At 68.2% G+C, this 12330-nt stretch carries 11 protein-coding genes; 4 read left to right on the top strand and 7 right to left on the bottom strand.

Annotation, left to right across the window (positions count from 1 at the left end; translation table 11 throughout):
- Positions 1–7: 7 nt before the first annotated feature.
- The 5 genes from LT965_RS11660 to LT965_RS11680 all read right to left on the bottom strand — a co-directional run bounded on the left by LT965_RS11660 (position 8) and on the right by LT965_RS11680 (position 5620).
- Positions 8–979, bottom strand: a complete 972-nt coding sequence (locus LT965_RS11660) for a segregation/condensation protein A (RefSeq protein ID WP_232700974.1) — start codon at positions 977–979, stop codon at positions 8–10.
- Complete coding sequence (smc, locus tag LT965_RS11665) at positions 972–4544, bottom strand: chromosome segregation protein SMC (protein ID WP_232700975.1); 3573 nt, start codon at positions 4542–4544, stop codon at positions 972–974. Before smc ends, LT965_RS11660 begins: the two co-directional genes overlap by 8 nt.
- Positions 4545–4559: 15 nt before the next feature.
- The gene (locus LT965_RS11670; RefSeq protein ID WP_232700976.1) at positions 4560–4841 is read right to left on the bottom strand and encodes a DUF7518 family protein; all 282 of its coding nucleotides are present in this window, start codon (positions 4839–4841) and stop codon (positions 4560–4562) included.
- A 111-nt stretch (positions 4842–4952) separates the two neighbouring features.
- Positions 4953–5273: a hypothetical protein gene (locus tag LT965_RS11675; protein WP_232700977.1), complete on the bottom strand. Its 321-nt coding sequence runs from the start codon at positions 5271–5273 to the stop codon at positions 4953–4955.
- A complete protein-coding gene (locus LT965_RS11680) occupies positions 5270–5620 on the bottom strand; it encodes an ArsR/SmtB family transcription factor (RefSeq protein ID WP_232700978.1) in 351 nt (116 codons plus the stop codon). Before LT965_RS11680 ends, LT965_RS11675 begins: the two co-directional genes overlap by 4 nt.
- Before the next feature lie 115 nt (positions 5621–5735).
- On the opposite strand from LT965_RS11680, the gene gatB reads away from it, so the two are divergent.
- Together gatB and LT965_RS11690 are read left to right on the top strand one after the other, a co-directional pair.
- Positions 5736–7217, top strand: coding sequence for an Asp-tRNA(Asn)/Glu-tRNA(Gln) amidotransferase subunit GatB (gene gatB, locus LT965_RS11685; RefSeq protein ID WP_232700979.1), 1482 nt, complete (start codon positions 5736–5738; stop codon positions 7215–7217).
- Between the two features lie 65 nt (positions 7218–7282).
- A complete protein-coding gene (locus tag LT965_RS11690) occupies positions 7283–7687 on the top strand; it encodes a GNAT family N-acetyltransferase (RefSeq protein WP_232700980.1) in 405 nt (134 codons plus the stop codon).
- Here the strand turns inward: LT965_RS11690 and LT965_RS11695 are convergent, their stop codons facing one another.
- A complete protein-coding gene (locus LT965_RS11695; protein ID WP_232700981.1) occupies positions 7688–8041 on the bottom strand; it encodes a DUF7994 family protein in 354 nt (117 codons plus the stop codon). It lies immediately after the preceding gene.
- Between the two features lie 218 nt (positions 8042–8259).
- Here LT965_RS11695 and LT965_RS11700 point away from each other — a divergent pair, with 218 nt between their 5' ends.
- The gene (locus LT965_RS11700) at positions 8260–10749 is read left to right on the top strand and encodes a DNA topoisomerase I (RefSeq protein ID WP_232700982.1); all 2490 of its coding nucleotides are present in this window, start codon (positions 8260–8262) and stop codon (positions 10747–10749) included.
- Here the strand turns inward: LT965_RS11700 and LT965_RS11705 are convergent.
- Positions 10746–10886 carry a hypothetical protein gene (locus tag LT965_RS11705; protein WP_232700983.1) on the bottom strand — a complete coding sequence of 47 codons (141 nt, stop codon included), beginning with the start codon at positions 10884–10886 and terminating at the stop codon, positions 10746–10748. The two genes, LT965_RS11700 and LT965_RS11705, sit on opposite strands and share 4 nt — an antisense overlap.
- 168 nt (positions 10887–11054) lie before the next feature.
- On the opposite strand from LT965_RS11705, the gene nreA reads away from it, so the two are divergent.
- Positions 11055–12320: a DNA repair protein NreA gene (gene nreA, locus LT965_RS11710; protein WP_232700984.1), complete on the top strand. Its 1266-nt coding sequence runs from the start codon at positions 11055–11057 to the stop codon at positions 12318–12320.
- Positions 12321–12330 lie beyond the last annotated feature (10 nt).

Below are 12330 nucleotides of genomic sequence, written 5' to 3' on the forward strand. Positions count from 1 at the left end.
CCAGCCGTCAGTCTGCGGCCGCCGCCGTCTCCGCTCCTGCCATCGTCTCGTCACAGACCCAGAGGTCGCCGAACAGCTCGTCCTGTTCGAGCGTCACGGCGCCCCGGTGGGCCAGAAAGAGCAACGCGAGGAACGTCTCCACGCGCGAGCCGCCGGTATCCGCGATCTCCTCGTACAGCACTTCCGTGCGCCCGGAGCCGTACTGCTCGGTGAGCGCGGCCTCGACGTCCTCGATTGTCGCCTCGATGTCCTCCTCGTGGGCGTTGCCGAGGGCCTCGGCCTGCGTCGGCTCGTCGTCCATCCGGAAGTCGTCGCCCGAGTGGTAGTCCAGCTCCTGGACGCCGCGGCGGAACCCCTGGGGCGAGTCGGAGGTGTCGTACTCGCGGGACTCCTTCCACCACGTCCCGCGCTCGGCCTGCCTGAGGTCCCGGACTAGCTCCTCCAGCGTCTCCGGGTTGCCGCGGGCGTGCTTGCGCTCCAGGCGGCGGTCCATCTCCGCCTCGAGGGCGTTCACGGGGTCGTAGGACGGCGCGCCCTCGGCCTCCTCGGGTGGCGCCTCCCAGGGCGCGCGCTCCGGCAGGTCGTCCTCGGGCTCGTCGTCCTGGCCGATGTCGAGCATCGCGTCGCTCTTCATCCGCAGCAGGACGCTCGCGTAGAACAGCGCGCGGCCTGAGGTCCGCAGGTCGGCCTCGTCGAGCGCCGCGAGAAACTTGTCCGTGACCGCGACGATGTCGATGTCCCACGGCTCGATCTCGCCGTTCTTCGCCAGCTGGACGAGCAGTTCGACCGGCTCGACCTCGTCGTCCTCGGGGTTCGGCTCCGGACTCGCGGGCGACTCCGCGATCAGCTCCTCGGCGCTGTCCGGCGTGTCGCTACCCGCTGTATCGCCCTCCTCACTGTCGCTGTCTTCGTCGGCCTCGCGCTCCCGCTTGCGCTCCTCGTGGCCGGTGATGTCGAGTGGAATCTCTCCATCAGTCATTCGCTATCGCCCCCTGCGCGGAGAGGTCGATGCCGGTGACCACGCTGCGGTTGTCCGACTGCATCGTCACCCCGATGGCGCGCTCCGAGCGGTCGAGCATCGCCGACCGGTGGCTCACCACGACGAACTGCGCGTCGCCAGCGAGCTCGTCGACGAGCTCGCCGACGCGGTCGGCGTTCACCGCGTCGAGGAACGCGTCCACCTCGTCGAGCGCGTAGAACGGCGCCGGGTTGTGTCGCTGGATGGCGAAGATGAAGGATAGGGCAGTCAGTGACTTCTCGCCGCCGCTCATCGCGTCGAGGCGCTGGACAGGCTTGTCCGCTGGCTGGGCCTTCATCGTCAGGCCGCCCTCGAAGGGGTCCTCGGGGTCCTCCAGTTCGAGTTCGCCAGTCCCGGCGGAGAGCCGCGAGAAGATGCGCTGGAACTGCTCGTTGATTGCGTCGAAGGAGTCCATGAACGTCGACTTCTTCTGCTCGTCGAAGCGAGCGATGCGGTCCTGGATGCCGTCGCGCTCCTCGACGAGCGTCTCGCGCTTGCCCTCCAGGTCATCGAGGTCCGCCTCGACCTCGTCGTACTCCTCGATGGCGAGCATGTTGACGGGTTCGAGGGCGTCCATCCGGCGTTCGAGGCGCTGGACGTTCTCCTCGACCTCGTCGAGGTCCGGGATCTCCTCGGGGTCGTAGTCGCCGACCGCATCATCCAGTTCCTCGATCTCCTCCTCGAGGCGGGCCTCCGCCCGGCGCAGGCTCTCGAGGCGGTTCTGTACCTTCTCGACCTCGTTGGCCTGCTCGTCGCGGGCCGACTTCGCCTCGCGGAGGTCCGCTTTCAGGTCCTCGCGCTCGCCCTTGAGCTCCGTCAGCTCCTCCTCGAGTTCGGCGACTGCCTCCTCTTTGTCCTCGAGGACGTCCTCCTTGGCCTCGATCTGTTCCTCGAGTTCGCCGATGCGCTCCTGCTGTTCGGCCTTCCGGTTCTGGGCGTCCTCGATGTCGTCGTGGAGGTCCTCGACGGCGTCCTCGGCGTACTCCTTCTCCAGCTGGAGGCTGTTCAGCTCGCCGTCGAGTTCGTCGATACGGGACTCCAGGTCGTCGATGTCCCCCTGGATCTCCTCCTTCTGGGCGGTGAGGTCGGGGATGCGGGAGTCCGTGAGTTCGGCCTCCAGCTCCTCGATGTCGGCCTCCACGTCCGCGATGACCGACTTCTGCTCGTCGATGTCGGCCTCGATGGACTGCATCTTCTCGTCGACCTCCTCTCGCTCGCCCCGCAACTCCTCGATGCGTTCCTCCAGCCGATCGATGTCCGACTCGGCCTCGGCGCGCTCGTTCTCGGCCTGCTCGATGTCGTTCTGGATGGAGCGCACCTGGTCGGTGGCGTCCTGGCGCCTGTCGCGGGCGTCGTCGAGGCGCTGGTCGATGTCCCGGACGTCCTCGCGGACGCTCTCGCGCTCGTCCTGGAGGCGCTGGATGCGCTCGGCGACCCGCTCCAGTTGCCCCTTCCCGGACTTCGAGAAGGAGTACCGCGAGCCCGACCGACTGCCGCCTGTCATCGCGCCGGACTTCTCGACGAGGTCGCCGTCCAGCGTGACGAGGCGGTAGTCGCCCATCAGGTCCCGCGCCGTCTCCATGTCCTCGACGACGAGCGTGTCGCCCAGGACGTACGAGAAGACGGCCGCGTACTGGCTGTCGAAGTCGACGAGGTTGTACGCGAAGTCCACGACGCCCGGCATACCGGGCGCGCTCGGCAGCGAGCGGTTCTGCATCTTCGTGATGGGGAGGAAGGTGGCGCGGCCCGCGTTGCGCTGCTTGAGGTACTCGATGCAGCGTTGCCCGACGCCGTCGTCGTCCACCACCACGTTCGCCAGCCGTCCGCCCGCGGCCGTCTCACACGCCGTCGCGTACTGCTCGCTGACGCCGCCAAGCTGGCCGACCGTGCCGTGGACGCCGTCCTGCTCGCTGTTCAGAATCGTCGTCACGGCCTTCCCGTAGGAGCTGTCCCCGGACTGGTCGGCCTGCGCCTCGAGGCGCGCGTACTCCTCCTGGGCAGCCGAGAGGTCGTCCTCGACGTCCGCGAGGTCGTCCTGCCGCCGGGACTTCTCGTCCTTGAGGTCCTCGACGACGTCGACGATCTGCTCGCGGTTGCGCTTGGCCTTCGTCAACTCGTTCTCCAGGTCGTCGAGGGTCGCGTCGAGTTCCGGGAGTTTCTCGCGGGCCGCCTCGAGTTCCTCCTCGGCCTCGCTGACCTCGTTCGAGCGGCGCCGTGCCTCGTCGAGCAGGCGGTCCTGCTCGCGCTGGAGTTCGTTGCGCTCGCTCCTGGCGTCTTCCAGTCGCTCCTTGCTCTCCGCGAGGTCGGCCTTCAGCTCGTCGAACTCCGTGTCGACGGACTCGATCTCCGCCTCGACGTCCGCGAGTTCCGCCTCCTTCTCCTGGACGTCGGCCTTCAGCGACGCCTTCTCGACCTTGTGCTCGCGGATGTCGTCGTCGAGGTCGTCGATCTGCTCCTGCTTGCGGTCGATCTCGACGAACGACTGGCGGCGCTCGTTCTCGGCGTCCTGGATGCGCTCCTCGCAGGTCTCGACCTTGTCCTCCAGCCGCGAGATGTCGCCCTTGATCTCCTCCATCTCGCGTTTGATCTCGAGCTGTTCGTCCTCGCCCTTCCGCTCGATCTCGGCGTTCAGGTCCTCGAGGTCCTCCTCTAGGCGCACGACCTTCCCGCGGCGCTCGTCGAGTTCCTCCTGGAGCTCGTCGAGTTCGTCCTCGCGGTCGGCGGCGTCGGCACGCGTCGCCTCGAGGTCGCTGCGCTTCTCCTCGAGTTCCGCGGCCTTCGCGTAGCTCTCGTACTCCTGTTTCTCGTCGCGCAGCCCCTTGTACTCGAGCGCCGTCTCCCGCTCGTCGGCGAGCTGGTCGAGGCGCTCGTGTTTCTCCTCGATGCGGAGGTCGGCCTCGTTGATGCGCTCCTCGACGACCTCCATCTCCTCGAAGGCGTCGGCCTTCTTCGCGTCGAACTCCGCGACGCCCGCAATCTCGTCGACGATCTCGCGGCGCTCGCCCGCGGTCATGTTGATGATGCCGGTGACGTCGCCCTGCATCACGACGTTGTACCCCTCCGGGGCGACCCCGGCCTGCGCGAGCAGGTCCCGGATGTCCGAGAGGTTCACCGACCGCTCGTTGAGGTAGTAGTAGGAGTAGTAGTTGTCCTCGGTGCGCTTCACGCGGCGCTTCACGGTCACCGTCTCGACGTCGCCGATGTTCTCGGACCCGGCGGCCGTCTCGACCTGTGAGCGCGTCAGCGTGTCGTCCTCGTTGTTCAACACGACCTCGACGCTGGCCTCCTTCGGGCCGGCGGTCTCGCCCTCACCTTCGTGGGCCGGGTTGTAGATGAGGTCCGTCAGCTTCTCCGCGCGCATCCCCGACGTGCGGGCCAGCCCCAGCGAGAAGAGCACGGCGTCGATGATGTTGGACTTCCCGGAGCCGTTCGGCCCGCTGATGGTGGTGAAGTCCTCGTAGAAGGGGATCCTCGTCGTGCCGCCGAAGCTCTTGAAGTTCTGGAGGACGATTTCGTCGATGTACATTGAAGCGGGTCGGCCTCAGGCGACGATGATGCCGTCGAGTTCCGACTCCTCGTTGTCCCCAGACTGACTCTGGCCACTCTTAGTCGCTTCGCCTCCGTCGGCGTCCTCGGAGTCGACGATGGTCTCCTCGCGGGCCTCGCGGAGCTCCTCTGTGCTCGGCGTCTGGTCGAGTTCCGCCTCAAGCTGGCGGATGCGCTCGCTGGCGTCGACCAGCTCCTCGGTGAGTCCGCGCACCGTCGCCTCCAGTTCTCCGACCCGCTCTTCGAGTTCGTCCACTCGCTCGCTGTCCTCAGTCATGGACGTTCAAGCGCACTCTAGACGTAAAAGGGTAGGTCGGACGCGCGTCAGACAACTGTCGGGCCCGGCACTGGTGGTCGAGCCCGAGACCGGTGTTCCCGGTACGCCCGGTCACTCGCGGACGTACAGCGACCCGACGAGGGCGGCGACACCACAGAGCCGCACGCCGCCTTCGAGGAGGCCGAGAACGCCGAACGCGATCGCTGCCGACCCCTCTCGAGCCGGACCGCTCTCGACGAAAACGCCCCCGGCCACGGCGACGACCTCGGCGACGACCAGCAGGAGGAACAGTCCCACCGCGAGCAGCAGCATCGACCGACTGCCGGACTGACGGTACGCGACTGTCGCCTTCCAGGTGACGAGGAGGGCGCCAACGAGGACGAGCAAGTCGACGCCCGCCGCCGCCCACAGCAGGCCGCCGCCGACGTTCATCTGACATCCCTCCAGAGCGCACGCAGGCGTTCGGCTGCCTCGTCGCGGTCTGCGTAGGCAGCGTCGAGTTCCAGGCCGTCCGCGGTCACCCGGACGGACAACTGTTCGAGGCGGGCGCTGTACTCCGCGTAGTGGTTGCCGTGGTCGTCCGTGCGGGTGACCTCAGTGAGGAAGCCCGCGCGTTCCAGGTCGCCGATTCGTTCGTAGACGGTCGAGGGCGCGGCGTCGATCGTGTCCGCGAGAGTCGAAGCTGTCATGGGTTCGGTGCGCGTGGCGACGAGGATGCGCCTGGCGTACTCGTCCCCGAGCAACACGAGGGCGTCCTCGGGCGGCAGTACGTCGCTCACACGCCTCCTTCAGAGCGGTGGATAATAAGGTCCACCCGCAGTGCGCGAGCCGCGGAACGCCGGGAGCGAGGCCCAGACGTAACGCTTTCGGCGGCGCGTCCCGAACCCCGGAGCAATGAGCCAGCAACTCCGGGAGGAAGCGGACCTCACCGCCGTCATCGGCCTGGAGGTCCACGTGCAACTCGAAACGGACACCAAGATCTTCTGTGGGTGTTCGACGGACACCGCCGACGCGGAGCCGAACACGCACACGTGTCCCGTCTGTCTCGGACTCCCGGGTGCGCTACCCGTGCTGAACGAGGGGGCCGTCGAGGCCGCCGTGAAACTCGGGAAGGCGATCGACGCGGAGATCCCCGAGCGCACGCGGTTCCACCGGAAGAACTACTTCTACCCCGACCTCCCGAAGGGGTTCCAGATCACGCAGTACGACGCCCCCATCTGCCAGGACGGCGAACTCGCCGTACCAGTCGCGGACGAACGCCGGACCATCGGCATCGAGCGCGCCCACCTCGAGGAGGACCCGGGGAGCATGCAGCACGCGGGCGGCAGCATCGACACCGCCGACTACACGCTCGTGGACTACAACCGCGCGGGGACGCCGCTCATGGAGATCGTCACCCGACCGGACTTCCGGAGCGCCGACGAGGCCCGGTCGTTCCTCGCGAAGCTCACGGAGGTCCTGGAGTACCTCGGCATCTTCGACGCCGAGCGGGACGGTAGCCTGCGCGTGGACGCGAACATCTCGATGATAGACGCCGCCGAAATCGACGGCGAGGAGCCCAGCGACGAGACGCTGGCCGCCGCCAACCGCACCGAGGTGAAGAACATCTCCAGCCACAAGGGCGCCCAGAAGGCGCTGTCCTACGAGATCACGCGCCAGCGCAACCAGATCCAGCGCGGCCGCGAGGTCGAACAGGAGACCCGCCACTGGGACGAGGCCCGCGGCATCACGGTGTCCATCCGCTCGAAGGCCGAGGAGAAGGACTACCGGTACTTCCGGGAGGCCGACATCCCGCCCCTGGAGGTCTCGGACTGGAAGGCGGAGATCCCCATTCCGGAACTCCCGGACGCGCGCCGCGAGCGCTTCCGCGACGACTACGACCTCGGTGAGGAGGCCGCGGCGAAGCTCACCTCCCGGAAGGCCGTCGCGGACCTCTTCGAGGAGCTCGCCGACGAGTACGACCCCGACCTCGCCGCGACCTGGGTCGCGGACACCATCCTGGGGGAACTCAACTACCGCGACCTCGACGTGAACGACGTCGACGACCGCATCGACGAGTTCGCGCGCCTCGTGGAACTCGTCGCCGAGGACGAGATCACCGCGAAGAACGCCGAGGAGGTCGTGCTCCGCGGGATGCTCGACGACGGCGACCACCCCGACGACATCGTCGAGCGCGAGGACCTGGGGAAGACGACGGGCGGCGAGGTCGAGGCCGCCGTCGCGGACGCCATCGACGCCAACCCGGACGCCGTCGAGGATTACTACGCGGGCGAGGACGGCGCGCTGAACTTCCTCGTCGGGCAGGTGATGGCCCAGACCGGCGGCAGCGCCGACCCCGGCCAGGTGAACGAACTGCTGCGCGAGCAACTGGAGTAGCGCTCGACACCACCCGCGTCTCCGTTTCCGACACCGCTTTCTGCTCCGTCCGTCCATCGCACCCCATGAGCTACGAGGTCCGCGAGGAACTCCCCACGCCGGAACGCTTCGTGGAACTCCGTGAGGCGGCGGACATGGCGCCGCGCTCCCGCGAGGGCGTCGAGCGCGGCCTCCCGAACTCGGTGTACGGCGTCACCGTCGTCGACACCGACACAGACGAGGTGGTCGGGATGGCGCGCGTCGTCGGTGACGGCGCGACGGTGTTCCACGTCTGCGACATGGCCGTCCACCCGGACCACCAGCGACGGGGCCTGGGCTCCCGGATGATGGACGCGATAATGGGGTACGTCGACGAGCACGCGCCGGAGAACGCGTACGTGAACCTGATGGCGGACGTCGACGGCTTCTACGAGCAGTGGGGGTTCGAGGAGACCCGCCCCGTCTCGAAGGGGATGTTCTACCGCGCGTAGCTACGGCGTGTCGAGGGACTCGTGGTCGAGGACGTACAGTACGCCGATGGCCACGAGCGACACGCCGCCGAGGAGGACGGCCACGGTGTACAGCAGTTCGGTGCCCTCCCAGGCAGCGTCGGTGACGCCGCCGACGACGAGCGACCCGCCGAGTGCGACGTCCCCGACGCCGACGAGCAGTCCCCACCGCAGGCGGTCGGTGACCCCGGCGACGAAGAACAGCGCCCCGGCCACGGCGAGCAACACCATCTGGACGGCGAGCACCGGCCCCGGGGGGAACGTCGCGGCGAGTGCGCCCACCCCGACGACGACCAGCCCGAAGCCGAGCCACTGGAACAGCGTTCGCTGGTTCACTGTCGTCACTCTGGTGCGAGAGCGGTTAGTTCACGGGGTCGTTCTCGCCCGCTGCGAGCGTCGGCCACTCGTCACCGAACGAGGTGGTCCTCACGCACACGCACGCGCTACGAGCGCGCCTTGAGGCGGCGCCTGCTTGCGGTTTTCGGCAGCGAAATCTTTACCCCGTCCTGTAGCCTACCGCCACCAACGACCGCCCGAACGGGCGGAGGTACACCGTGGAACTCATCGTCACAGAGAAGAACAACGCCGCGCGACGCATCGCCGACATCCTCTCCGAGGGAGGGGCGTCGACGGACACGTACGCCGGCGTCAACGTCTACGAGTGGGGCGGCCGCCGCTGCATCGGCCTCTCCGGTCACGTCGTCGGCGTGGACTTCCCGCCGGAGTACTCGGACTGGCGGGACGTCGAGCCAGCCGAACTCGTCCACGCGGACGTCGTGAAGGAACCGACCCAGGAGGACATCGTGAACGCGCTCCAGCGCCTCGCCCGCGAGGCCGACAGCGTCATCATCGCGACCGACTACGACCGCGAGGGCGAACTCATCGGCAAGGAGGCGTACGAACTCGTCCGGCAGGTCAACGAGGAGGCGCCGGTCAAGCGCGTGCGCTTCTCCTCGATCACGGACAACGAGGTCCGCTCGGCGTTCGCGGAACCCGACGAGATCGACTTCGACCTCGCGGCCGCCGGCGAGGCCCGCCAGACCATCGACCTGATGTGGGGCGCCGCGCTCACGCGGTTCCTCTCGCTGTCGGCGAAACAGATGGGTAGCGACTTCATCTCCGTCGGCCGCGTGCAGACGCCGACGCTGAAGCTCATCGTCGACAAGGAACGCGAGATCGAGGCGTTCGAACCCGACGACTACTGGGAGCTGTTCGCCGACCTCACTAAGGACGAGACGGAGTTCGAGGCGCAGTACTTCTACGCCGACGACGACGGCAACGAGGCCGAGCGCGTCTGGGACGAGGCCGACGCCGAGGCCGCGTTCGCGACGCTCCGCGAGGCCAGCGAGGCCATCGTCCAGTCCGTCTCCCGGCGCACCCGGACGGACGACCCGCCGGCGCCGTTCAACACCACGCAGTTCATCCGCGCCGCCGGTTCGCTGGGTTACTCCGCGGGCCGCGGGATGAGCATCGCGGAGGACCTCTACACGGCTGGCTACATCACGTACCCGCGGACGGACAACACGGTGTACCCCGACGACCTCGACGAGCGCGAACTGCTCGCGGCGTTCGAGAACACGGTGTTCGGCGACAGCGCGACGTCGCTGCTGGAACGCGACGACCTCACGCCGACGGAGGGCGACGAGGAGACGACCGACCACCCGCCGATCCACCCGACGTCGGACTTCCCGGACCGCAACCAGCTCTCCGAGGACGAGTGGGAGGTGTACGCGCTCGTTGTGCGGCGGTTCTTCGCGACGCTCGCACCGTCTGCCGTCTGGGAGCACCTCCGCGTCGTCGCCGACGCCGACGGCGAGCGCCTGAAGTCCAACGGGAAGCGCCTCGTCGAGGAGGGCTACCACGCGGTGTACCCGTACTTCAACACGAGTGAGAACCACGTCCCGGACGTCGAGGAGGGCGAGACGCTCGCGCTCGCTGACGCCCGCATCGAGGCCAAGGAGACCCAGCCGCCGCGGCGGTACGGCCAGAGCCGCCTCATCGAGACGATGGAGGACCTCGGGGTGGGCACGAAGAGCACCCGCCACAACACCATCGAGAAGCTGTACGACCGGGGGTACATCGAGAACGACCCGCCGCGTCCGACGACGCTCGCGAAGGCCGTCGTGGAGGCCGCCGAGGAGTACGCCGACCTCGTCGTCAGCGAGGAGATGACGAGCGAACTCGAGGCCGACATGACCGCCATCGCGGACGGCGAGAAGACCCTCGACGACGTGACTGACGAGTCACGGGAGATCCTCGACCGCGTGTTCGACGAACTCGCGGCCTCTCGCGAGGAGATCGGCGAACACCTCCGGACGTCGCTGAAGGCGGACAAGACCCTCGGCGAGTGCCCAGAGTGCGGGGAGACGCTGCTCGTCCGGAGTTCCCGGACGGGGTCGTACTTCGTGGGCTGTGACGGCTACCCGGAGTGCCGGTTCACGCTCCCGCTCCCGTCGACGGGCGAACCGCTCGTGCTCGACGAGACCTGCGAGGAGCACGGACTCCACGAGGTGAAGATGCTCGCGGGCCGCAACACGTTCGTCCACGGCTGTCCGCTCTGTGCGGCCGAGGAGGCCAACGAGTCCGAGGACCGCGTCATCGGCGCGTGTCCGGACTGCGGTGAGGAGCACGGTGGCGAACTCGCCATCAAGCAGCTACAGACCGGCAGCCGGCTGGTCGGCTGTACGCGCTACCCCGACTGCGAGTACTCGCTCCCGCTGCCCCGCCGCGGGGACATCGAGGTGACCGAGACGTACTGCGAGGAGCACGACCTCCCGGAGCTCGTCGTCTACGACGGCGAGGACGACGACGACCCCTGGGAGCTCGGCTGCCCCATCTGCAACTACGAGGAGTACCAGGAGCGCCAGCGCAAGAAGGGGCTGGAAGTGCTGGACGGCATCGGCCCGAAGACCGCGGAGAAACTGGAGGACGCGGGCATCGAGGACGTCGGCGACCTCTCGGAGGCCGAACCGGAGACCGTCGCCGACGAGGTGGCGGGCGTGAGCGCGGACAGCGTCCGCGAGTGGCAGGCGAAGGCGGACTAGCGCTCTCGTATCTCCGTGCTCCCGCAGGCCGGGCAGTTCGGCGGCCGGTAGTCGAAGCTCGCGGTGCAGAGACCGCACTCGAACTTCGAGGGGGTGCCGGCTGCAATCCGGCGACGGAGTGACTCGACGAGTTCCATGTCACCAACTACCGCACCGCCCGACAAAGAGGTTTGGTAGACGACACTAGTATCAGTATTATCAGAGCGGTCCGTCTCTAGTCACGCGAGTAGACGGCCACCCGTGCCGTGTGTCCTCGAGCCGTCCGCGGCGAAGCGGGTAAGTGGACGCCCGGGTAAGGGGGAGTCGTGCGACTCGACGACTACATCGAGGGGCTCCAGCCGGACGAGGAAGCCGAGCGACGGCGCCTTGCCGACGAGAAGTCCTACGAGATCCTGGACTACGTCGAGGAGGTGGCCTCCGGGGTGGAGTCGGCTATCCAGGGGGACACCCTCTACGGCGCCACGGCGCCCTCGGTGTTCGTCGGCCGGTCCTCCTACCCGGACGTCTCCGCGGGCATCCTCTCGCCGGTCGGCGGGGACGCCGACCCCTCGGAGTTCGCCGCGAGCGGGGAGTGGTACCAGCGCGGCCTGGGCATCGACAACGTCCTCCAGTACCGCACCGGCCTGCTGAACTCCCGGCGGGCGGCGAACGTCAACGTCCACGACGTCTGGGACGGCTTCGTCGGCACCCAGCGCGAGGTGGCGATGGCAGACCGCCCCGTGGACGTCGAGATCGGTCTCTCGGACACCCCCGAGTTCGACCCAGAGGAGTACACGAACCCGGCGGCGAACGCGCCCTCCGGGCCGAACGCGACCGCGGACTCCGCGGACCTCGCGGAGAACCCCCACGTCCCCCGCTACGTCGAGAAGACCCTCGAGGACGACGACTGGGCGGCCCAGGGCGCGATGACCTACCTCTACCGGCGCGGCCTCGACGTCTACGACGTCAACCGCGTGCTCTCCGTGGGCGCGCTCGGCCAGGGCGAACACCGACGACTGGTGCCCACGCGGTGGTCCATCACGGCGGTCGACGACACTATCGGCCAGTACCTCCGGGGGACCATCCGTGACGCCCCGAGTGTCGACCGCGTCACCGTTCACGTCAACGAGTACATGGGGAACCGCTACTGGGTGGTGCTCGCGCCCGGGAACTGGGAGTACGAACTCGTGGAGATGAAGGCCCCCGGCAGCATCTGGAACCCCGACCCACACGGCGACATCTGGATGGGGAGCGCCAGCGAGGGCTTCGAGGGGCGCTCGGGCTACGTCGACGAGACGGCGGGCGCCTACTACGCCGCGCGTCTCGGCGTCCTCGAACACCTCTCGGAGACGGGTCGGCAGGCCAAGGCGCTGGTCCTACGGGAGGTCAGCGACGACTACTGGGCGCCGGTGGGCGTCTGGCAGGTCCGGGAGAGCGTGCGCAACGCGTTCGACACCGAACCCGGCGAAGCTGAGACGTTCCACGGCGCCGTCCGCGACATCGCCGACCACCTCCCGGTCTCGCTGGCCGACCTGCGCCGGAAGTCGAGTATGGTCGCGGGCGTCCAGAGCGACCTGTCATCGTTCACGTAGCTTTTTCAGC

It is taken from the genome of Halobacterium wangiae, from assembly GCF_021249345.1.
Lineage (GTDB): Archaea > Halobacteriota > Halobacteria > Halobacteriales > Halobacteriaceae > Halobacterium > Halobacterium wangiae.